The organism is Syntrophales bacterium, assembly GCA_023229765.1.
Classification (GTDB): Bacteria; Desulfobacterota; Syntrophia; order Syntrophales; family UBA5619; genus DYTH01.
Genome location: JALNYO010000043.1, coordinates 1 through 22,577, shown reverse-complemented (window position 1 = coordinate 22,577; position 22,577 = coordinate 1). Strand labels below are relative to the sequence as shown.

Annotated in this window: 21 protein-coding genes and 1 pseudogene; 15 read left to right on the top strand and 7 right to left on the bottom strand. The window is 50.2% G+C overall.

What is annotated here, in order from left to right:
• The 3 genes and pseudogenes from M0P74_15785 (at position 1) to M0P74_15775 (ending at position 3,784) form a co-directional block, all read left to right on the top strand.
• Positions 1-1,119, top strand: a complete 1,119-nt coding sequence (locus M0P74_15785; protein MCK9365048.1) for a hypothetical protein — start codon at positions 1-3, stop codon at positions 1,117-1,119.
• A gap of 427 nt (positions 1,120-1,546) precedes the next feature.
• A pseudogene (gene lacA / locus M0P74_15780) lies at positions 1,547-1,693 on the top strand (galactoside O-acetyltransferase).
• Positions 1,694-2,125: 432 nt separating this feature from the next.
• Positions 2,126-3,784: a B12-binding domain-containing radical SAM protein gene (locus M0P74_15775; GenBank protein ID MCK9365047.1), complete on the top strand. Its 1,659-nt coding sequence runs from the start codon at positions 2,126-2,128 to the stop codon at positions 3,782-3,784.
• Between the two features lie 374 nt (positions 3,785-4,158).
• Here the strand turns inward: M0P74_15775 and M0P74_15770 are convergent, their stop codons facing one another.
• Both M0P74_15770 and M0P74_15765 read right to left on the bottom strand, forming a co-directional pair.
• Positions 4,159-4,716 (bottom strand): hypothetical protein, encoded by a 558-nt coding sequence (locus tag M0P74_15770; protein MCK9365046.1) that lies wholly within the window; start codon positions 4,714-4,716, stop codon positions 4,159-4,161.
• Positions 4,713-5,561 (bottom strand): nucleotidyl transferase AbiEii/AbiGii toxin family protein, encoded by an 849-nt coding sequence (locus M0P74_15765; protein ID MCK9365045.1) that lies wholly within the window; start codon positions 5,559-5,561, stop codon positions 4,713-4,715. The genes M0P74_15770 and M0P74_15765 overlap by 4 nt, the downstream gene beginning before the upstream one ends.
• 213 nt (positions 5,562-5,774) lie before the next feature.
• Here M0P74_15765 and M0P74_15760 point away from each other — a divergent pair, with 213 nt between their 5' ends.
• Both M0P74_15760 and M0P74_15755 read left to right on the top strand, forming a co-directional pair.
• Positions 5,775-6,917, top strand: a complete 1,143-nt coding sequence (locus M0P74_15760) for a carboxypeptidase regulatory-like domain-containing protein (GenBank protein MCK9365044.1) — start codon at positions 5,775-5,777, stop codon at positions 6,915-6,917.
• Between the two features lie 128 nt (positions 6,918-7,045).
• Positions 7,046-7,318 (top strand): hypothetical protein, encoded by a 273-nt coding sequence (locus M0P74_15755; GenBank protein ID MCK9365043.1) that lies wholly within the window; start codon positions 7,046-7,048, stop codon positions 7,316-7,318.
• Between the two features lie 180 nt (positions 7,319-7,498).
• On the opposite strand, the gene M0P74_15750 is transcribed toward M0P74_15755, so the two are convergent.
• Complete coding sequence (locus M0P74_15750) at positions 7,499-8,107, bottom strand: class I SAM-dependent methyltransferase (GenBank protein MCK9365042.1); 609 nt, start codon at positions 8,105-8,107, stop codon at positions 7,499-7,501.
• A 305-nt stretch (positions 8,108-8,412) separates the two neighbouring features.
• On the opposite strand from M0P74_15750, the gene M0P74_15745 reads away from it, so the two are divergent.
• Complete coding sequence (locus M0P74_15745; GenBank protein MCK9365041.1) at positions 8,413-8,781, top strand: hypothetical protein; 369 nt, start codon at positions 8,413-8,415, stop codon at positions 8,779-8,781.
• Here the strand turns inward: M0P74_15745 and M0P74_15740 are convergent.
• Positions 8,743-9,321, bottom strand: coding sequence for a hypothetical protein (locus M0P74_15740; GenBank protein MCK9365040.1), 579 nt, complete (start codon positions 9,319-9,321; stop codon positions 8,743-8,745). The two genes, M0P74_15745 and M0P74_15740, sit on opposite strands and share 39 nt — an antisense overlap.
• 240 nt (positions 9,322-9,561) lie before the next feature.
• On the opposite strand from M0P74_15740, the gene M0P74_15735 reads away from it, so the two are divergent.
• Positions 9,562-10,209 (top strand): hypothetical protein, encoded by a 648-nt coding sequence (locus tag M0P74_15735; protein ID MCK9365039.1) that lies wholly within the window; start codon positions 9,562-9,564, stop codon positions 10,207-10,209.
• Here M0P74_15735 and M0P74_15730 read toward each other — a convergent pair.
• Both M0P74_15730 and M0P74_15725 read right to left on the bottom strand, forming a co-directional pair.
• Complete coding sequence (locus M0P74_15730; GenBank protein MCK9365038.1) at positions 10,206-10,547, bottom strand: hypothetical protein; 342 nt, start codon at positions 10,545-10,547, stop codon at positions 10,206-10,208. The two genes, M0P74_15735 and M0P74_15730, sit on opposite strands and share 4 nt — an antisense overlap.
• Positions 10,548-11,073: 526 nt before the next feature.
• On the bottom strand, positions 11,074-11,223 hold the full coding sequence (locus tag M0P74_15725) for a hypothetical protein (GenBank protein ID MCK9365037.1): 150 nt from the start codon (positions 11,221-11,223) through the stop codon (positions 11,074-11,076).
• Positions 11,224-11,528: 305 nt separating this feature from the next.
• On the opposite strand from M0P74_15725, the gene M0P74_15720 reads away from it, so the two are divergent.
• From M0P74_15720 to M0P74_15710, 3 genes are all read left to right on the top strand, one after another.
• Entirely contained in the window at positions 11,529-13,619 is a 2,091-nt protein-coding gene (locus M0P74_15720; protein ID MCK9365036.1) for a ribonucleoside triphosphate reductase, read from the top strand.
• Positions 13,565-14,311 (top strand): anaerobic ribonucleoside-triphosphate reductase activating protein, encoded by a 747-nt coding sequence (locus M0P74_15715; protein MCK9365035.1) that lies wholly within the window; start codon positions 13,565-13,567, stop codon positions 14,309-14,311. Before M0P74_15720 ends, M0P74_15715 begins: the two co-directional genes overlap by 55 nt.
• Positions 14,312-14,384: 73 nt before the next feature.
• Positions 14,385-16,046 (top strand): GAF domain-containing protein, encoded by a 1,662-nt coding sequence (locus M0P74_15710; protein ID MCK9365034.1) that lies wholly within the window; start codon positions 14,385-14,387, stop codon positions 16,044-16,046.
• 49 nt (positions 16,047-16,095) lie between these two features.
• On the opposite strand, the gene M0P74_15705 is transcribed toward M0P74_15710, so the two are convergent.
• Positions 16,096-17,664, bottom strand: coding sequence for a M48 family metalloprotease (locus M0P74_15705; protein ID MCK9365033.1), 1,569 nt, complete (start codon positions 17,662-17,664; stop codon positions 16,096-16,098).
• Positions 17,665-17,944: 280 nt separating this feature from the next.
• On the opposite strand from M0P74_15705, the gene M0P74_15700 reads away from it, so the two are divergent.
• From M0P74_15700 to M0P74_15680, 5 genes are all read left to right on the top strand, one after another.
• A complete protein-coding gene (locus tag M0P74_15700; GenBank protein MCK9365032.1) occupies positions 17,945-18,346 on the top strand; it encodes a VanZ family protein in 402 nt (133 codons plus the stop codon).
• Positions 18,343-19,017 carry a (d)CMP kinase gene (cmk, locus tag M0P74_15695; GenBank protein ID MCK9365031.1) on the top strand — a complete coding sequence of 225 codons (675 nt, stop codon included), beginning with the start codon at positions 18,343-18,345 and terminating at the stop codon, positions 19,015-19,017. Before M0P74_15700 ends, cmk begins: the two co-directional genes overlap by 4 nt.
• A 124-nt stretch (positions 19,018-19,141) precedes the next feature.
• Positions 19,142-20,929: a 30S ribosomal protein S1 gene (locus tag M0P74_15690; protein ID MCK9365030.1), complete on the top strand. Its 1,788-nt coding sequence runs from the start codon at positions 19,142-19,144 to the stop codon at positions 20,927-20,929.
• 55 nt (positions 20,930-20,984) lie between these two features.
• A complete protein-coding gene (gene sppA / locus M0P74_15685; GenBank protein ID MCK9365029.1) occupies positions 20,985-21,839 on the top strand; it encodes a signal peptide peptidase SppA in 855 nt (284 codons plus the stop codon).
• A 16-nt stretch (positions 21,840-21,855) separates the two neighbouring features.
• Positions 21,856-22,577: enoyl-CoA hydratase/isomerase family protein (locus tag M0P74_15680; GenBank protein MCK9365028.1), on the top strand; the 722-nt coding region annotated here is incomplete at its 3' end.

Below are 22,577 nucleotides of genomic sequence, written 5' to 3'. Positions count from 1 at the left end.
ATGATGGAAGTGCGATTTTCTCAAAATATTGCCCCCTCTTCAGCCGTGGAGATGGAATTGACTGCGGACTTTATAGCCGGCTTGCAGAAACCAAATGGCGAGATTCCCTGGTCAAAAGGAGGAAAGACCGATCCCTGGGACCATGTCGAAAGCGCGATGGGGCTTGCCGTTGCCGGACGCATTAATGAGGCAAAAAGGGCCTATCAATGGCTTCAGGAAACTCAGCTTCCCGACGGGAGCTGGTGGTCGGCGACAAGGGACGGGATTCCCGAAGACAGGACGAAAGACAGCAATATTTCCTCATACATGGCGGTGGGCGTTTACCATTTTTTTCTGATTACGGGGGATCTGCAGTTTTTGCGTTATTGCTGGCGGACGATGGAAAAAGGGGTTGATTACGCCGTCGGCCTGCAGGCGGAAGCGGGTGAAGTCGCCTGGGCAAAAAACGGCGAGGGGGTAACTGATCCAATGGCTCTGCTGACCGGCTCGAGCTCCATTTATATGAGCATCAAGTGCGCAATCGCCGTTGCCGCCCTTCTCGATAAAAGACGCCCGGACTGGGAGGCGGCGCTCTTCAAACTTGGCGAGGCAATCCTCAGCCGTCCGCATTTGTTTAACATGATGAAGGCAAGGTTTTCGATGGACTGGTATTATCCGGTTCTCTGCGGCGCCGTTCAGGGTGAGGACGCACGCAGCAGGATCGACCGCTCTTGGGAGAAATTTGTTGTCCCTGATTGGGGAGTGAGGTGCGTCAGCGATCGGCCGTGGGTGACAATTGCCGAGGCGTCGGAATTGGTTCTAACCCTTGTCGCAATTGGAGAAAGAGAGCGGGCCCGGATCATCTTCAACTGGATAATCGACAAAAGGTACAATGACGGCGCTTACTGGATGGGGGTGACCTTTCCGGACGGCGTTATCTGGCCGGAGGAAAAAACATCGTGGACGGCGGCAGCGGTGCTCCTCGCCTGCGACGCCCTCTACAACGTAACCCCGGCGGGGCGGATTTTCAACCATTCATTCTGGAAGGAAAAAGGACCCGTTGGGGCAGGATTTCCACTCCCGGCTGATTCCCCGGTTGCTGGTAATTCTGGATTTGCCAAGGATGGCCAGGAAGGTTGAAAAATTGCGAAGAGACCATCGTCCCTACATCATGAAACGCCTGCACCAGGATTTTCAGAAAAGATATGCAAACTGGTTTCTTCGTCCCCATTTTGAAAGTTTCGGCAGGGGATGCACTTTTATGAAACCCTGGTTTGTGGAGATTTTCGGCGGTCCGGTCACCCTTGGCGACTACTGCACGGTTATTGCCACTGCGGACAGCCGTATTCGTCTGACCGTCTGGTCGGCAATGGGAGAGAAGGGGACAATAGACATAGGAAATTATTGCCTTATCTGTCCCGGCGTGCGAATCAGCGCCGCCACGAAAATCTTCATCGGCGCCAGTTGCATGCTGGCCCAGGGGGTTTTTATCACCGATTCCGACTGGCACGGGGTTTACGACAGAAGCCTTCCGGTCGGCAACACTCTTCCCGTCCAAATTGAGGATAATGTCTGGATAGGGGACAGCGCAATTGTCTGCAAAGGGGTAAGAATCGGGAAAAACAGCATTATTGGCGCCGGTTCCGTGGTTGTGCGCGATATTCCCGAAAATGTGATCGCCGCGGGCAATCCCGCAGTGGTCGTAAAATACCTCGATGCCGATCGGCCCATTAAAACTCGAGCTGACTGGCTCGCCGATCCCAAGGCGCTGGCCGCGCAATTCGAGGAAATAGATCGGGCATTTATGAAAAACAACAACTGGTTTGGGTGGATGCGCTCCCTACTTTTCCCGCGCCGGGGTGATTAGGGAAAGGTATTGCCAGTTCGTTAACACACCCTACACAGCCGTATTTTTAGTAATGAAAGGTAAAGACAAAAGTCCCAATTATGTCGTTCCCGCGACACTTCTGGGCGGGAAAACGAAGTTTAATGTTCATAAAGTGAAGCTTGATGTTCATAATCCAGTTTGTAACTGCCTTAAATCATGGCTGCCCGACAAAAGCATTGTGTACATTATGCTCCGCTTTCGGGCATGACAAAACGTTTTGCATTTAGCTAATGAGATTCTAATATCAGGAGGTATTTAATGAGGGTCGCCATTGTCGCACCGCCCTATCCGCTGGAAGAGGCGCCCGCCCCGCCGCTCGGCGTCACTTATGTGGCCGCCGCTTTCGAAGCCGCCGGGGCAGAGGTGCGGATATTCGATTATATTGTCAGCCGTTATTCCCCGGAGAAGCTGCGGGCGCAGCTTGACGACTTTTGTCCGGACGTCCTTGGGGCAACCTCGGTGACGCTCAATTTTCCGGGAGCGGCGGAGATTGTCTGCGAAGCAAAAAGGCACAGGCCGTCGCTTGTCACGATGATGGGCGGGCCCCATGTCTCCTTTACTGCGGAAAGATCGCTGCATGCATATCCGGGAATAGATATAATCGTGATCGGCGAAGGCGAGGAAACGATTGCCGAGCTGATGGCGACGGGTATGAGCCATCAAAAAATGGATGGCATCAGGGGAATCGCCTACCGGGTTGACGGCGGGATAAAGGTAAATGAACCCAGACCCTTTATTGAAGATATCGATGCACTGCCCCTGCCGGCCCGTCACCTGCTTCCCCTTTCCCGATATCAGGCGCTTGGTTATTCCATCAGCATAATCACCTCCCGCGGCTGCCCCTATTCCTGCATCTTTTGCCAGGGCCGCCGGATGGTCGGAAACATTGTAAGAAAAAGAAGCCCCTCTCTGGTGGTCGATGAGATTGAGCAGATCATTTCCTACGGCATTGACCGGATTAATGTCGCGGATGACCTTTTTGTCTCCTCGCCCAAAAGGGTTAAAGAGGTATGCGATGAGATCATCCGCCGGAAACTGCGCTTTTCCTGGAGCGCGTTTGCGCGGGTCAATACCGTTGACAAAGAGACCCTGATCCTGATGCGCGAAACGGGCTGCGACAGCATCAGTTTCGGCGTCGAAACGGGAAATCCCGAGATGATGGAGCGCATCCGCAAAAAAATAACCCTTGACCAGGTGCGGCATGCGGTTTCCCTTTGCCGTGAAGTTGGAATTATACCGCATACTTCATTTATTGCCGGTCTTCCCGGGGAGACGCCGGAGACGCTCCGGGAAACCGAAGCGTTCGCCTCCAAACTCGGTTCCCTGTACGGCTATCATCTGCTGGCCCCTTTTCCCGGAACCACCGTTCGCGAAGAGGTGGAAAATTACGATCTCGAAATCATGACCGACGACTGGACAAAATACGACGCCAATAAGGCCATCGTCAGAACCGCGGCGCTTGAGCCTGCGGATCTGGATAAATTCGTGGCGGATTTTGAGGGCAGGATCGCCACGGTCTGGGAAGAGATGGTGCAGGGCTACCACAATAAAACCAACACGCCGGAGATAGACATGCAGGTGGAGGGACATTTCCGGATGAAGCTGGTTTATCGCCTGCTATCGGAAGACCTGATTGAAAATCTGGGGGTTGTCAAAAACAATAGGGCAGATTTCGATGCGGGCGCTGATTCCTCGGCAGGAGCCTCCTGCGTCCCTGCCGCCCCTGCCGAAGAGGAACTTTGCCGCAGGATTGAAGCGGCCACAGGTATCGAAGGAGAGCTTATCAGGAAGACGGTGCGAGACTTTATCGAAAAGGGCTATCTTTACGCAACGTTTTCCGAAGATTCCTGCGTTTGGCGCTGGACGCACAACAACCAAAACAAATTCGAGTCGCAGGAAACAGTTGTCGGCGGTTGATCTCGTTTCACCTGAAAACGCAGCTTAATGTTTATAAAATACGTATGCTTATTGATTTACAATTGGTTATTTTACGGGAATCACTGCGGACGCAACGGAGCGCGTCCCTCCAACTTTACGCAGATTTAGCTTGCCTTGCAGGTTGCACTTGTCAGTGCCGGAAAGTACAGGAGACAGCCGTCAGCGATTCATTTCGTCCCATTTTTGCCGCGCGCGGGCGGTTATTGCGGCGCCGGAGGCTCTTTGCAGCACCCCCAGCGTTCACTCAATGCTGAAAATGGGTACCTTATGATCGCTTACCAAAATTCTATGCCGGAGCTCCGGCATAGGTTAACTATATAGCTTAATGAACTGACGACAGTGCTCCCCGTTTTTCACGCCAACTTTCCAACAATCTCCCGCACTCTCACAGGAAACGACTGCGCCATTTCTTGCAGACGTCCCGTATCAACTCCCTCCAACTCCAGTTCATCTTCAAACGGCGCCGCCTTGCGATAATAGATGCAATCAAGCAGCGCCTTTTCCGGCATGGCAAGGTTAAATCCATCCCGCGCTTCAAAACCGAAATAGAGACGATCGGAGATGTGGGAGTACTCAATGGCGACTCCGCGCCAGTGGAGATTACGGGTAATGCCGACAGCCGTGCTGAGCGTGACAACCGTACAAACCGTGGGAACCTGAATGATTACCCCGTGCTTGTGCAAAGCCCACTCGGCGCTGATATAGGAAGGGGCGCGTACGAAACAGGCCGCTTCTTCCAGAGACGGTTCAGCTTTCAGACGGCTGTTGACATACACGCCACGGGTCACCCGGGTGATATAGCCGCGCTCCAGGGCACGGGTGAGAAAAACATTGGCGTTGCCGGTAAACTTGAGCAGATCGGCAGAGCGAAAGAGGACAGGAAGGGCCTGGAGAATATCAATGGTACTCATGGCGGGATCACCACGCCCGTTTCCCGCAGATCGCGGAAAAGCCCCTTCACTGCATCCAGAAACAGGCGATAGCCATCGTTGCGGCAGGCCGTCATGACCTCCGGTGACAGAAACCGCCCCAGATCATTCTCAATTGCATCCCGCAGATCGCTGTCGGCGCTCTGAAACCATTCGGGCGTCCGCTTCAGTATAAACGGAGCCGCATAGCAGGAGAACTTTCGCTCCACCACATCTCGGACAACCGGAACATGCAGTCGCTCCCGCAGATGCCAGACGTCGTAGATGTCCCGTCCCTTCAGATAGGCGCGTTCCAGCAAAGCCCGAACCTTATCGGAAAGAATCTCTTCAAGGGTTTCGACCACCATCACCGAATTAGGGCGGGGAATGCGAAACTCTCCCCTGGCGATCATGTAGGATACCGCAGGCTGCATTCCCAGCACGCGGGGTTCAGACGCCGGAGTCACCCCTTCCTGCAGTCGCTCGCATTCAATCCTTACCATAATCCTGTCCCGGGAGTTTAGCGGTTCAAAAGCCACCCGCCAGGCCACCTCTTCATCCCGTTGGGCACGAGGGGCGAGCGTAAGACGGCCCAGCCCGAAATGGGCAATGGATTCACGGGCAACCGGCGCCTCTATGGCCTGCATCATTCTTTCGAGCGTGGGCCTTGCGAGATGCGTAACAAAATCGATGTCCTCTGAAAACCGGCCTCCGTTGTGACACCAGCGGATGGCCGTGCCTCCCTGGAAGACAAGGCGAGAGCTTTCAGGTCGTGTGTACAGATGCTGGAGAAGAATGAGCTGGAAAAGCTCGGAGCGTCGGATATGTCGTTCGGTATATGCTCTCATACGTTTAGTTTATAACACATTTATGTATTATTGGCTAAATATTTTTTGTGGGAAACGGGGTCAGAGACATATTTTATCCCTGTGGCACCACAACAAATCTGTCTCTGGAACTGATTTCACTTCGCGTATGGATACAACAGGCAAGGATGTCACTATCGGTGGTGATGTCAACGGCGATGGAAGGATCGGCCTTCAGGGAGTTATAATGTTCAGGTGAGTGCGGACGGGACAGACTATCTGTCCGAGTATTATGACAATGTTACTGACAGCAGTTCTGCAGCGCCGGTAACGGTAACCGCAGGGCAGACCACACCCAACATCAATTTCGGACTGGCGGAGAAAGGAAAAATCACTGGCAAAGTAACACGCGAATCAGATGGCAGCCCGGTTGCGGGGGTTTGGATTGCTGCTGAAAATTATTCAACCGGCGCTTACGGCGGCGGGGGGTGTGCGAAATCAAATCCCGACGGTTCCTATACCATATCAGGACTGTCTTCGGGCGATTACCGCCTCGAGGCAAACACCGGCGGGACGGATTATGCGCTTAAATATTTCAACAACGCCTTGTCCTACGCCGCTGCCTCAAAGGTTAATGTGACTACTGCACAAACAACCAATGCGGATTTCCAACTTTCATCGCTGCCGACTTTTAGAGGAGACATCAACGGCGACGGGAAGATTGATCTTGCCGATGCAATTTTGGCAATCGGAATTCCTGCCGGAGTCATATCCGAGGCAATTGTCTATAAATCTGGTGATGTGAATGGTAATGGGAAAATAGGCACAGAGGAAGCCGTTTATGATATGCAAGGCATTTCCCAAGTGCGAGAAATGCCGCTTCATGCCCCGCCGAAGATTGACGGCATACCTGCGTCGGGAGAATGGGATGATGCGAAAACAGCAGAAATAACGGTGGAAGAAGGCTGGGTTGTAAAGGTATTCTACAAAAACGATGTCGATAACCTGTATGTCGCCTTCACCAATCTGAAACCACAGTCGGGCGAACTCTACCCGGAAATCCGCCTGGACATAAACAACGATAAAAGTTCATCATGGAAGTCGGATGACTGGTGGTTTCATTCTTCCTATAACAATTGCGAAATGCGGGGTGGATACAATATTTGGAGTACCTGCAATCGATCCAAATTGGGATGGTCGGGAAACATCTTTCCCCTTGCTACTCCCGGCACTGTGGAAGTACGAATCGAATATGAAAAACTCGGGCTTGTTTCCGGAGCGGCAAGAGATATCGGGGTTGCTTTTGATGTAACCGATACACGAACAAAATGGAAGTTTTGGCCATCATCCGCCTCGACGTCCAACCCATCCACATGGGGAACATGGCACATTGAGTAATCCAACCAGGTGCGGCAGGCGGTTTCTCTTTGTCGTGAAGTTATAATTATTTCGTATGCTTCATTTATTGCCGGCCTCCCTGGAGAGACGCTGGAGACGCTCCGGGAAACCGAAGCGTTTGCCTCCGGATGAAGCTTGTTTATCGCCTGCTATCGGAAGACCTGATTGAAAATCTGGGGGTTGTCGAAAATTGTGCCGACAGCGGCTTTGCGGAAAAAGAGCTTTGCCGGCGGATCGAAACTGCAACCGGAATCGAGGGAGAATTGATCCGGAAAACGGTAGGTGATTTTATTGAAAAAGGTTATCTTTGCGCTATGTTTTCTGAAGATTCCTTCGTCTGGTGCTGGACTCATAACAACCAAAACAAATTCGAGTCGCAGGAAACAGTTGTCGGGGGTTGATCTCGTTTCACCTGAAAACGCAGCTTAATGTTTATAAAATACGTATGCTTATTGATTTACAATTGGTTATTTTACGGGAATCGCTGCGGACGCAACGGAGCGCGTCCCTCCAACTTTACGCAGATTTAGCTTGCCTTGCAGGTTGCACTTGTCAGTGCCGGAAAGTACAGGAGACAGCCGTCAGCGATTCATTTCGTCCCATTTTTGCCGCGCGCGGGCGGTTATTGCGGCGCCGGAGGCTCTTTGCAGCACCCCCAGCGTTCCCGTCCTCGGCAGCTCTGCAAAAAGGCCGGAGTCGAGGGCCAGATTGTAAATGCACCGGGGCGCCTGGCCGCCCTGCGTTCGATCGGCAAAAATGTCATGGATTGCCAGAATGCCATCCGGCAGGAGGTGCGACATCCACGAGTTGTAGTCGGCAAAGGCAGCCTCGAAGGTGTGCCCCCCGTCGATAAATATCAGGCTGACCGGGGTATTCCAGAGGCGGGCAGCGACGGAGGATTTCGAGACGATCGGCACTACCGCGTCCGTGAGGGACATCTGGCGCAAGACATTCCGAAAGATGGGGAACGTATCTATTTTACCGGTTTTTTCGTTGAACAGTTCCGGATCAAAATATTCCTGCCCTGGCTGCTGTTCCTCCGAGCCTTCGTGATGGTCAATCGAAAAGAGGATGCCCCCCGACTCCCTGCACCCCATGCCGAGATAAGCTGTCGATTTTCCGCAATAACTGCCTATTTCCAGGCAGGGGCCGCGTCGGGAAGCCTCTCGCGCCAGTTCATACAAACGCATGCCTTCCTCCTGCGCCATAAAACCTTTCAAGGATAATTCCTGAAGCTGTTCAATTCCCATTTACGGATAAGTTCCTTTCTTTTTCCATTTACTGGCAAACATACAATGCTCACCGGAGAAAGGCAAGTGAGAGTGGCCTTTTACAGTCTTCTGATTACCACCGCTGCGTAGAGGACTATTTTGAGACCTTTATCCAAATCTATGATGAACATTTCTCACAGCAGTAAGGGTTCAGGCGGCCCTATATCGAGCAGGCGATACACCCCCATCTTGATTGCGGTAATTTGCACAACGGGTTTGCCCGTGTGAAATGGAAAGATTGCGGCCATGAATTCGAAAAATCAGCGGAGCTAATGTTTGCTGGCATTTTCCTGCAAGCGGTGTCATTTCTGCCCATCTTGCCGGGTGGCTCAACCAAAAAAGGTGAGCTGAACCAAATCGCATCGCCAACCCCTGCTTTTCGTTGCAAAACAGATGCGAAATACCCCTGTCAAGCAAAAACAGATGCACGTGCAATTATGGCTGCTGGAATCCATGTTTTTTCCACGTGCATGCAGATAATGCAGCAAAACCAAGTTACCCGATCGGAATCTGGTTTTCGCCACAGATCCTTCGGTCTGTCTGCTTTACGATTATTATTCCCAAATGGTGCCGGGAGCCATAATGGTTTGTAATCCGCTGTCGATGTTACAGCGGCAGACGCTCATCCTTCCGGGGATGGTTGTATACCATGATCCTCCAGAGTTTTGAGACCATCCACCAAAATTACTGCATACTTCGGGACATTTCATCCGAGCCTGGTTATCATTCCAAATAGGTCCGGCAGGGATATAGGTTACTCCGATGAAAGGATCATTTGGTCTTCCACTACCCGAAGAAGTTGCACGACCTGCATTATGCTTTAAGCTGGCAATATGTCTTTCCAATCGGTCCAATTCCTGATCAAGACGCTGTCTCTCTTGATTATTAAGTCTTCCGTCTGCTCTCATCCGTGCTTCTTCATTGAGCACATAATCCAGATCATTCTTAAGCCTATTGGCTTCTTCTCTTGTCAGCGCTCCGGACCGAATCCCTCTTTCAATGCCAGTATGTGCATTCCTAATCCTCTGATTTAAATTTTGTACGCCTTCCGGACCTCTTCTCTGGGCATACGAAAATGTTGTGAAACCTACAATAAAAGCAAAAAGTAATACGATTAAACCCATTTTTTTCATCGAGCTCTCCTGATCGTTGATTGTCATAGAAACCATTGTTTCTTTAATTTAAGTTGATTAACCCGCCAATAAATCTACATCCGCTTCTTGCCGGTAAATTACCCCATTCATTGCTGACAATGCTCACCGGCGTTTTCGGCTTCCAACTAAGGATTATGGTCGGGCGAACTTATTGCCATCCTACATTTTATCCTGTTTTTCTCCCTCCTCAGCTTCAGGTTTTACTTTAGGCTGAGATTGTTGCTGCGGCTGAACTTGCTCCTGGGGTTGGCTTTTAGGCTGCTGAACCAGAGGCTGGTTCTTTGGCGGCTGCTGAACCCGAGGCTGGTTCTTTGGCGCCTGCTTACCCGGAATCTGTCCCTTGGGTTGTTGAGTCTCGGGTTGCCCTTGCGGTTGTTTAACCCCGGGTTGCCTTTGTGGCTGCCGAACCTGAGGCTGTCCCTTGGGCTGCTGCTGAACCCGAGGCTGGCTCTGTGGCGCCTGCTTACCCGGAATCTGTCCCTTGGGTTGTTGAGTCTCGGGTTGCCCTTGCGGTTGTTTAACCTCGGGTTGCCTTTGTGGCTGCTTAACCGGAGGTTGCCTCTGCGGTTGCCGAACCTGAGGCTGTCCCTTGGGCTGCTGCCGAACCTGATGCTGGCTCTGTGGCGCCTGCTGACCCGGAATCTGTTCCTTGGGTTGTTGAGTCTCGGGTTGCCCCTGCGGCTGTTTAACCTCGTGTTGCCTTTGTGGCTGCTTAACCGGAGGTTGCCTCTGCGGCTGCCGAACCTCGGGCTCTCTCTGTGGTTGCTGAACCTCTATTTGCCTCTGGGGCGGCGGGATCTCATGCTGCCGCTGCGGCTGCCTAATCTCGGGTCTCTGTTGATATTGACGCTGTCTTTGTTGTCTTAGTTCCTGTCTCTGTTGTTGTGGCCGGGGTTGATAGTTCCGTACACCCCAATTTCCTTGCCTTTCCCAATGGTGATCCTTTTGCCAGTTTTTCCAGTTCTGTTGAAGTCGTTGGTGAGAGATCCGTTCATAGTTCCACCGATGCCCATACCAATAATGGTCTCTGTAATTTGTTTTCCAACCTGGGTCCACATCAAAATAGAAACTTGGGATATCGTTATAATAAATCCATCCCCGGTTATGAAACAGTGAGCGATACCAACGACCTTCCCATGGACGCCACCACCAGCCATTCCAGAAATACAAGTCCATATCGATATCGGGAGCGACGTAAACATCATCTGTCTCCGGCATGACGATCACATCCGGATATCCCTCAAATACGATCGGCGGTGGTGTTTGTGGTTCATAAACTCTGCCTCCACTCTGGCCGTCCGGAACCGGTACGACACCGATGCAGCCTTGGAGAGACAGGAACATTACTATCGCAATGATTTTCCACAGTCGCATTTTACCTTTGTTCTCCTCATTTTTTATTCGGATATTTTCAAACTCACTCCGTGATAGAACAACTTTCTCTTACAAAACAAAGCACATAAGGATCCTCATAAAACCATTCAAAATTCCTCTGCTTTAAATCGTGAGGGGCAGATACTCTTTTGTACGGATTAAGTCAAGCGTGGAGAAACAGCGCGGAGAAACGGTTCAACCGCAGGCAATTTCCCTTTTTCCTTGACAGAACCACTCCGTCTTTCTATCGTTATAATGGTATGATTTCTAAGACAGAAAAAAAGCTACCTTTTTGCCGATTATTTAGACAATCCGGGGCTGCTGCAAACAGCGTTAATCGGCTCCATCCGCTTCCAGTTATTGGGCAAGAACGCCGTCGCCATTGGCACGGGTGAGAATATCCCTTACGCCGCCATCCACTAATTCGGCGGCACGATCATGCAGAGTGCGCGGAGCGAGCTGTTTCTCCGGAACCGCCCTTAATAATTTGGCAAAACCTCTTTGCAATTTGGCAAAACCTCTTTGCACGTGAGCTAATTGCAAAACTCGCAATTCTGTCATTCCCGCGACGCTTCTGGGCGGGAATCCAGTTTTTAACTATTTGAAATCATGGATGCCCGACAAAAGCATTCGGGCATGACACGAAGTTTTGCAATTACCTCACATGATAGTTTTTTATATTTTTACGATGCAGGAGAAAAATTTTGCTTGACTTATCTATATATGGTGATATTAAGAACACCAATCTACAACATGTTGCGTTTCTTTAATAACGAACTTTTCACATTCAGCGAAAAATTAAGGGGGCCTTAATGCCGACACAGATAAAAAAACGGGACGGAAGACTGGTAAAATTTGATGCGGAAAAGATCACCAATGCGATCGCCAAGGCGGGCGCGGTGACCGGAGAATTTGATCACAAGGCGGCAAAAAAACTGACCATTCGCGCCCTGAATCTGGCGGAAGAGGTTTTTGACGGCAACGCCGCAACGGTCGAAGAGATTCAGGACATTGTCGAGGAGGTGCTGCTCTCTTCTTCCTACAAGAAAACCGCGAAGGCGTACATCATCTACCGCGATCAGCACGCCCGCCTCCGGGATATAACAAACCGGATGCAGATGGATCTGGTCGATAAATACCTGAACAGAACCGATTGGAAAATAAACGAAAACAGCAATATGGATTATTCGCTGCAGGGACTCAACAACTACATCTCCTCCGAGATCAGCAAGACTTACTGGTTAAACGAAATATACCCGCCGGAGGTTCGCCAGGCCCATTCGGAAGGTGATTTTCATATCCACGACTTGAGCCTGCTTTCCGTTTACTGTGTCGGCTGGGATTTGTACGATCTGCTCATGGAGGGGTTCCGGGGGGTTTCCGGCAAGGTGGAAAGCAAGCCGGCGAAGCATCTGCGCAGCGCCCTGGGGCAGGTGGTGAATTTTTTCTATACATTGCAGGGGGAAGCGGCCGGCGCCCAGGCCTTTTCCAATTTTGACACGCTTCTGGCCCCGTTTATCCGCTATGACAAGCTCAGCTACAAGGAGGTCGAGCAGGCCCTGCAGGAGTTCATCTTCAATATCAACGTGCCGACCCGGGTGGGTTTTCAGACCCCCTTCACCAATGTGACGCTCGATGTGCAGGTTCCCAGCTATTATGCCGAGAAAAGCGTTATCGTCGGCGGAGAACTCCAGAAAGAGACGTACGGAGAGTTTCAGGAGGAGATGGACCTCTTCAACAAGGCGTTTTTGCAAGTTATGGCCAACGGCGATGCCAAAGGACGGGTTTTTACCTTTCCGATTCCTACCTACAACATTACAAAGGGTTTTAACTGGGGAGACCCGAAATTTAACGGACTTTGGGAAATGACTGCCAAGTACGGCGTCCCCTATTTTTCCAATTTCATCAATTCGGACATGAATCCGGAGGATTCCCGCAGTATGTGCTGCCGGCTGCGGATAGACAACCGCGAGCTGCAAAAGCGCGGCGGCGGGCTTTTCGGCTCCAATCCCCTGACCGGCTCCGTTGGGGTGGTCACGATAAACATGCCGAGAATAGGCTATCTTGCCGATACGGAGGAGTCATTTCTGGAAAGACTGGGCAGCCTGATGGACATTGCTCGTGAAAGCCTGGAAATAAAGCGCAAGGTTCTGGAAAGCTTCACCGAAAACAACCTGTATCCCTACACGAAGTACTATCTGCGTAGCGTCAAGGAACGCTTCGACCAGTACTGGAAAAATCACTTTTCCACGATTGGGCTGGTGGGAATGAACGAGGCGTGCCTTAACCTCTTGGGGCAGGACATTACAACCCCGGAAGGACAGAGCTTTGCAAAAAAAGTTATGGATTTCATGCGTGAGCGGCTCGTAAAATTCCAGGAAGAGACCGGGAACAACTACAATCTGGAATCGACCCCCGCCGAGGGAACTTCTTACCGCTTAGCGAAAATCGATAAGGAGAAATACCCGGAGATTATCTGCGCCGATGAAGAAAATATCAGCGCCCGGAAGGCGGAGCCGTTCTATACGAATTCCACTCAACTGCCGGTAAACTATACCGACGATGTCTTCGAGGCCCTTGACCTGCAGGACGAAATTCAGTGTAAGTACACCGGCGGCACCGTGTTTCACACCTTCGCCGGGGAACGCATTTCCGATTACCGGGCGGTAAGGGAGTTAGTTAAAAAGATCTGCACGAATTATCATCTGCCGTATGTTACCTTTACCCCAACGTTCAGCGTCTGCCCGGAGCATGGATATCTCACGGGCGAGCAGGAGACTTGCCCGACCTGCGGGGAAGAGTGCGAGATTTACTCCCGCGTTGTCGGGTATCTGCGCCCGGTCAAGCAGTGGAACAAGGGCAAGAAGGAAGAGTACAATCTTCGAAAGGAATACGCGTTCTGAAAATCAAAATCGGGGGACTGCAAAAATTTTCACTGATAGATTACCCTGGGCGAATCTGCGCGATCATTTTCACCCAGGGTTGCAATTTCCGTTGTCCTTACTGCCACAACCCCGAGCTTGTTGATCCGCAAAGATACGGGCCTGTTTTTTCTGAAAAGGATGTTCTCTGTTTTTTGGAAAAGAGGAAAGGCAGACTGGACGCGGTATCGGTAACAGGAGGCGAGCCGACGCTGCAACCGGACCTTGAAAATTTTCTGCAAAAGGTAAAGGAACTCGGGTATCTTGTAAAACTGGACACCAACGGTTCCAACCCGGAGGTAATCGAAAAGCTGATAAAAAGGCGGCTTGTCGATTTCTGGGCGATGGACGTAAAAGGGCCGCTCGATAAATATCGCCGGATTGCCGGCGTTGATGTTAACCCCGGCAAGATTCAGAAGAGCATAGCGCTTATAATTGCCGCGGGGGCTGAACATGAATTCAGAACCACGGTTGTCCGTTCGCTGCTGGATCATGATGACCTGGTCCGGGTCGTAAATTTGATAAAAGGGGCAAGATTCTACGTTTTACAGGGGTTTGTTCCCTCTAAAACACTGAACAGCGATTTTCTTACCAAAAAAACCTATTTGTCTGAAGAATTCTCCGCTTTTAAAAAAGAGTTTGAATCTGAAGAGCTGCGTGTTATTATCCGCTGAACTAAGCTTTGATTTCCTGTGTTAGGCGCTGATCTTCTGTATTAAGCCGATAATAAGCAGAGGCGATTTTTCCATGGCAACAATTGGGGACCGGGATAATCTAACGACGCGGAGAGACCTTCCTGCAGATGCTTCTGCAGTGCAGTCTTGCGAAGTCCTTGATGATCTTACAAAAGATAATATAAAGCTTTTACATAGATTTACAAAAATCGGGACAGCCCTTTCCGGCGAGCGAAACATCGAGCGTCTGCTGGAAATGATTTTGGAAGAGGCGAAGGAACTTGCGAATGCGGACGGCGGTACCCTCTACATCATGTCGGACGACAAGACGGAGCTACAGTTTGCCATTGTCCAGACGAGCAGTCTGAAAATAAAAATGGGGGGAAAAGGGGAAAAAATAACATGGAAGCCTATACCACTTCGTGATGCGGATGGTTCCCCCAATCACCACCACGTCTGCGCCCATGCTGCGTTGACGAAAACAACCGTCAACATTGAGGATGTTTATCAACAGGAGGGGTTTGACTTTCAGGGAACAAGAAATTTTGATCGCCACACCGGCTACCGCTCCCGGTCGATGCTGGTTGTGCCGATGAAGGATCATGAAGATGAAGTAATCGGCGTTTTGCAGTTGTTGAATGCGATGGAGGGCGGCAGTGTCAGCTCCTTTTCGCCGGTGAGCCTCGAAATAACAGAATCATTTGCCTCCCAGGCGGCCGTCGCCCTTTCCAACAAACGTTTGATTAAAGAACTCCAGGATCTGCTGGAATCTTTTATCCGAGCCATCGCCGTGGCGATAGACGAAAAATCGCCTTACACCGGCGGGCATGTGCGCCGGGTCGCGGAATTGACGATGCAGATTGCCGGAAAAATCAACGCGGCGAAAGAGGGGCATTTCGCAGAAATTGAGCTTTCCGAGGACGAGCTTAAAGAACTGCAAACCGCTGCCTGGCTGCATGATGTAGGAAAGATTACAACCCCGGAACATATTATCGATAAGGAAACAAAACTGCAGACTATTGTTGACCGGATTGAAATTGTTAAGCTGCGGATTGAATTGTACAAAACAAAGTTCAACCTTCATAAATTGGAGACATTGATAGGAGAGCCGGAGAATAAAGCGATCTTGAATTCGGGCTATTATCCAGAACAAGACGAAATGGAGAAAAAGCTTCGGGACGAATTCAGCTTTCTGATGAAGACGAACGAAGGCGGCGAGTTCATGTCTGATGAAATGATTGCCCGCCTCCGGCAGATCGGGATGACAACATTTCCAATGGATGGAAAGGCCCAGCCTCTGCTTTCTCCGGAAGAGGTTGAAAATCTTTCCATACGCAGAGGCACACTGACCTTAAAGGAACGGGAAATTATCCAGAATCATGCCGCGATGACGAACAATATCCTTTTACAACTGCCCTTCCCCGAGAAAATGAAGCATGTGCCTCATTATGCATCATCCCATCACGAAACGCTCAACGGCAGAGGCTACCCGAGGGGGCTTACCGCGGAGGAGCTTCCCCTGCAGGCAAGAATCATCGCCCTGGCGGATATTTTCGAGGCGCTTACAGCTTCGGACAGACCCTACAAGAAGGGTAACACCCTTTCCGAAACGATGGGCATCATGGAAAAGATGGCAAAAGAGCTGCATATAGATCCGGATATTTTTGAGCTGTTTAAAAAAGAGGGGTTGCACGAAGAATACGCGCTTCGTGAGTTAGGTCCTGTCCACAAATAACCTGAACATCTTGCATCTCATCTTTGGGCCATCTTTGGCTGTGGCTCAATCACAAAATCCTCAACGTAGCGTTGCTACGTTTGCGGTTTTGTTCAATCGCCGCAACCAAATCCAACCCAAATCTGAGCGCAATCTTGCCCAGGTTATTTGTGGACAGGCCCTTAGCGGCGAAAAAAGACGTCGCCGGATGATTTAAGGATATTGGCGGTTGTTTGCTGTGCGCCGGACTTTTAAGTGAGTCTATTTCTTTTCGGATTTCTTCAGCTTTTTCTTCATTGGCGGGCAATTCCTTCAGGGCTGCCTGGAAGTGAAAAAGGGCGCTTTCCTTCTTTTCTTTCATTCTGAAATAGCGGCCGAAATAATAATGGGACAGGCCTTTTTCGCTGGCCTTTCCGTACGCGACCGCAAGGTCGTAGCAGACATCAGGATCAGCAGGGTGCTTTTTCTCCAGCTCCTTTAAAAGATCGATTGCCTCGGCAACATTGCCGGTTGCCAGAAGGGTTTTTCCTAAATATAGATTAGCCGTGGCGTCGTCATGGCTGACAACTATTGCCCGGCGCAGATAGGGAGCCGCTTCGGGAAACTTTCCCAGCTTGAACAGGGAGATTCCAAAGTCGCGGAGGATATCGGGATCTTTGCCGTTCAAGGCAAGCGCTCTTTGGAAATGTTCAACTGCTTCATTTGCCATCCCGATTTTTCCCTCTGTAACGGCAAGACCGTACAGGGCGTCAAGATTATTCTTGTCAGACGCTATTTCCTCCTTGAAGAATTTCAGGTTGGCAGACGAGTCCTCTCCTTGCAGTCGCAGAATGGTCTGGATTCTTTTTAGACCGCCGATAATCTGTTCCGCCCCGCCCTTTTTGTAGGTTGTCTGGAGCAGGGCGTCGATATAGCCTATCCTCTCTTCAGTTCCGGGATGGGTAAAAAAATATGACGGAATCGTGCTTGAGTAATATTCGTATCTTCGCATGACCCTGAGGAAATCGAGCATATACTTGCCGTTATAGCCTGCGGCATCAAGATAGGAAAGCCCGCCGCGATCGGCCGCTTCTTCATGTTCCCGGCTGTACTGCAGTGAAAGGGATGTTGCGGCAGCAACTGAAAAACTGGTTACCGCGGCGGTGAGATCGCCACCGCCCCCGAGAAAAGCGCCGGCGATTATCGCCGCGAGGGTTGAGATGTTAAGTTTCTTCGAGCGATCAATCATTTCGGCGACATGCCTGCCGTTAACATGGGCAATCTCGTGCGCCAGCACCCCGGCCAGCTCGCCTTCATTTTCGGCAAGATTAATTAACCCCTGATTTACATAGATATAACCGCCCGGGGTGGCAAAGGCGTTAATCCCCGAACTGCGGATTATTGAAAAGCGGTAATCGAAGGGTAGCTTGTCGCTGTGAGACAAAATAAGTTTTCCCAGTTTGTTCAAATACGCGGCTGCCTTGTCGTCATGCAGAAGAAGCTCGTTTTTCTCCAGTTTATCGTAAAATTCTTTTCCCAGCTTTTTTTCATCATCGAGCGTGAATGATGCCATCGCGAGGGGGGTGTAAAGCAGGACGAGCACAGGGATAAGAAACAAAAAAAAGGTTTTCGGTAATTCTCTGATTTTTTTTGCACTCATTTTCATACCATTCACCGTTTTTATTATTAAGGGAAGCTGTTATTACCCCTTTTTGCAGTTAATAATCAATCTCAACTTTAACTTGGAAGCAGGCTTGAAAGTTTCATACGCGATATGCTATAGGCTCAATCCCTTTGCTTCTTGTAAATATTGTGAGTTTTGCACGGCTTCCAGTCGCATGGGATAGCGGAAAGTCTTTGCGTTGGAGGGCGAAAGCGAAAGCGAAAGCCTGCAGCAGAGGATAAGAGATATTGGAATAAATGGAGGCACTGTGGCAATTATGATTCCTGGCATTCAAAATCGTTTTCTGAAATGGATTTATCTTGGCGGTCCTGCTGTTGCTTATGCCTCTCTTATTTTTTTCCTTTCCTCCCTTTCGAGGTTTCCCGAAGAGCTCCCCTCTTTTTTTGGTTTTGACAAAATAATCCATTTTATCGAGTATTTCATGCTGGGGGCTCTTTTGTATCGCTGGTTTGCAAACGTCGAAGGTTTTCCGGGGAAAAGGCGCGCGTTGATAGCAACGATCTTTGTCGGCATCATCTATGCGTTTACCGATGAATGGCATCAATCATTTGTCCCTGGTCGGGACTCCTCCTTGTTTGACGTTTTGTTTGACTCCCTTGGGGTTGCCGCGGCGTCATTTTCATTTCCCCTTTTATTGCTGAGAGTTAAAAAATTATGAGAAAAAAACCTGTCGTTACGATTGATGGTCCTGCCGGTGCGGGAAAGAGTACGATCAGCAAGCTGTTAGCGGCGCGATTCTCGTTTTTTTATCTCGATACCGGAGCGCTTTACCGGGCGTTGGCGTTTCTTGTAGATGAGCACCCGGGAGAAAAAAACGAAGAAAGCGCGGCGGAGATCTCCAGTGATGCCCGGATAGAAGTAGGAAACCAAAAGGGGGTTTTCCGCATTTCGGCAAATGGCAGGGATGTTTCCACGTTGATCCGCACAGAGAAAATCGGTCTGCTCGCCTCGAAAATCTCCGCAATTCCCGCCGTCAGAAAAAACCTGCTCGATATTCAGAGAAAGATCGGCGCCGAAGGAGGGGTTGTCGCGGAAGGACGGGATATGGGAACGGTTGTATTTCCAGAGGCCGAGGTCAAATTCTATCTGGAGGCCTCTGTGCAGGAAAGGGCCAGAAGAAGGTACCTGGAGCTTATCGCTAAGGGTGAGCCGGTAAATCCTCTGGACGTTGAAGAGGATATTATCAACCGCGACCGTCAGGACAGCGAGCGGACAATTTCTCCGCTCGTCATTCCTATGGATGCCGTTGTTATTGATACCACAGACAAATCGATTGACGAAATTGTCGAAATTATGTCTCTTGCAATAGAACGACACCTCAATTTTTGAAAATCAGATCGAGAACAAAAATGGCCGGATCGTTTTTTATTTGAAATTCCTTGATAATTTAAAATTCGTATGATATCTGGCCAAACGGTTCTAAAATTATAAATCTTCAGGGGGTATTGGGTTAATGGTTGACGACGGTAACGAAATCTTGAAACAGCAGGCAGACGATGTAACCGGGGAAAAAGAAGTTGTTGAGAATGTAGATGATTTTTCCGGAGAAAAAGAAGAGAGCATGGATTTTAAGGAGCTTTACGAGCAAAGCCTTCAATCCGTACAGTTGGGCAATGTTTTGATCGGCAAAATTGTGCAGATCAACACCGACACCGTTATGGTGGATGTGGGGTGGAAGACGGAAGGGTATATCCCCGCTCGGGAGATAAGCGACGAAAATGGCAATGTTGTCTTTAACATCGGGGACGAGATTGAGGTTCTTGTCGATCGCCGCGATCAGGACGGCAACCTTGTTCTGTCCCGCGATAAAGCTGCCAAAATCAAGATATGGGATGATGTCAAGATTGCCTGCGAGCAAAACGCCCCCATGAAAGGCATTGTCATCGAAAGGGTGAAAGGCGGCCTTTCTGTTGATATTGGGATTCCCGCATTCCTGCCTGGTTCGCAGGTTGATGTTCGTCCAGTCCGGGATCTCGACCGCTATGTTGGCCAGACATTAGAGTTTAATATTTTAAAGTACGATCGCAAGCGCAACAATGTCGTTCTTTCCAGGAGGTCGATCCTGGAAAAAGACCGGGAGGCGGAGAAGGTTGAAACCCTCCTGAATATCGAAGAGGGCAAGATTGTCGAGGGCGTGATCAAAAACATAACCGACTATGGTCTTTTCATCGACCTGGGCGGAATAGACGGTCTGCTGCATGTGACCGACATTTCCTGGGGCAGGATAACCCGTCCCGCCGACCACTTTTCCAAGGGGGAAAGGATCAGGGTAAAGATTCTCTCCTTTGACCGGGAGAAGGAGCGCGTGGCGCTTGGCCTCAAACAGTTGACCGAAAACCCCTGGGAAACGATTAAGGAAAAGTATCCGGTAAGCGCTGTTGTTGAGGGAAGGGTGGTAAACATTACCGATTACGGCGTTTTTGTTGAGCTCGAGCCAGGCGTTGAGGGGTTGATCCACGTGTCGGAGATGTTCTGGACAAGGGAGGTAAAGCACCCCTCCAAGGTATTGGCGATAGGGCAGGTAATAAATGTGATGGTTCTTAACATCAATACCGACACCAAACGTATTTCCCTTGGTTTGAAGCAGATAACCGCGAACCCCTGGGAAGCCCTCAAAGAGAGATATCCCGAGGGAAGCATCGTTACCGGTGTGATCAGGAATATTACCAATTTCGGAATTTTTGTCGGAGTGGAAGAGGGGGTTGACGGACTTATTCACCTGTCCGATATCTCCTGGAAGCAGCGGGTAAAGCAACCTGCCGAGATTTACAAGAAGGGTCAGACTATTGAGGCGATGGTGCTCAACATCGATGTCGAGCATGAGAAATTTTCTCTGGGACTAAAGCAGATTGAAAAGAATCCCTGGGAAGAGTTGAGCGAGAAGTATCTGCCGGGCTCGATCGTAAACGGCAAGGTCACCAATATTACTGAATTTGGTGTCTTTGTTGAGATCGAGGAGGGGATGGAGGGGCTTGTCCACATCTCTGAACTCAGTTCCAAAAGGGTAAAATCCTCTTCCGAGCTGTTCTCCGTTGGCGATGTCGTTTCGGCCGTTGTCAAAAATGTAGATCCGAAAAGCAGAAAGATCCGTCTGAGCATAAAGGATCTGGAAACAGGGGCAAGTTCGACAAAGGGCTCTGAGGGTAAACAGGCCAATCAATATATAAACAATCAGGAGAATATCGGCTCGAGTCTCAGTCAGGCGCTTGCTGATATAAAGATCGTTGATACAGATAATTAGCTCTCGAAAAGCCCTTTGATATATGAGAAAGCACCCGGTTATATTGGGAGTGGTTTTGCTGGCGTGTATAGGACTCGCCTCGGTCGTCCTCGTTTATGGATTGGGGATTTTTGCCGCTGGCCGGCATTCATTTTCTTTAAAGGGTCAGGTAGGGGTCGTGCCGATTGAGGGGATTATCAGCGATTCCGAGGAGATCGTTGAACAACTGCAGGAATTTGCCGACGATCAAAGGGTTCGCGCCGTCGTCCTGAGGATTAATTCTCCCGGCGGTGGGGTAGCCCCATCTCAGGAGATCTATCAGGCGGTTCTCGAACTCAAAAAAAAGAAGAAGGTTGTAGTGTCAATGGGAGCGGTTGCGGCCTCTGGCGGATACCTGATCGCCGTGGCCGCGGATCGCATTCTCGCCAATCCGGGGACAATAACGGGAAGTATTTCCGCGGTCATGCATTACGCGAACGTGGAGGAGTTGATGAAGAAGATCGGGGTCAGCTCCCATGTGATAAAAAGCGGAAAATTCAAGGATATCGGATCGCCGACAAGAAAAATGACGGCGGAAGAGCAGACCCTTATCCAGGGAATTGTTGACGATATTTACGATCAGTTTGTGCAGGTTATTGCCAAAAATCGCAAGATTTCCCTGGAAGAAGTGCGCCAAATTGCCGATGGACGTGTATTTTCAGGAAGACAGGCAAAAGAACGCAGGCTTGTTGACGGCCTTGGCAGCTTTCAGGATGCAGTTATGCTCGCCGGGCGACTCGCCGGCCTGGAAGGAAAACCGGAAATAGTTCATGGTGCGAAAAAGAAGGTGGGCTTCCTGAATTATTTATCCGGGAGCATGGCATCAAGTCTGGTTGAAGCTGTCAGCGGGAATAAGGCAGATTCGACAGGAGCTTTATATCTGTTGCAGTAAAGAGACAGAGGCCCTCATGATCTTTAAGACAATTCTTGTAGAAAAAAATGCAGGGTATGCAATCGTAAAGCTGAACAGGCCGGCGGAGTTGAATGCGCTTTCTCAAGAGATGCGCAAGGATTTGGAGGATTGCTTCATTCTCCTTGAGGAAGACAGGGATGTGAATGTTGTTGTTCTCACTGGCGGCGATTATGTTTTTTCAGCGGGAGTGGATCTCAAAGAGCTGTCGGTCATACCGGATGCGGAAATAAAACAATATTTTAATTCAATTTTCAGGACTCTGAAGAAGATATACTCCTTTCCCAAACCGGTCATTGCCGCTGTAGGCGGCGTGGCTCTGGGGGGAGGCTTCAATCTGATCACGGTTTGCGATCTGATCATCGCCTCGGAAAGTGCGATTTTCGGCCATCCCGAGCTTAAGTTCGGGTTAAATCCCCTTTTTGACCCGCTACGCCGGCTCGTGGGAATGGCCAAGGCCAAGGAACTTACGATGCTGGGCGAGCCAATCGGCGCCAAGGAGGCGTTGCGGATTGGTTTGGTAAACAGGGTTGTGCCTCCGGAAAAATTGATGGCGGAAACGGCAGCGACGGCCGCGGAACTTGCCAAAAGATCTCCGGAAACGATTACCTATATCAAGAAAATGGCAAGCATAGTTCCCAACCTGGACAAGTACACCGCTCTGGAACTGGAGTGCGATACGGAGGCGCTGCTCTTTTCCGGTTCAGAGAGGAAAAAGCT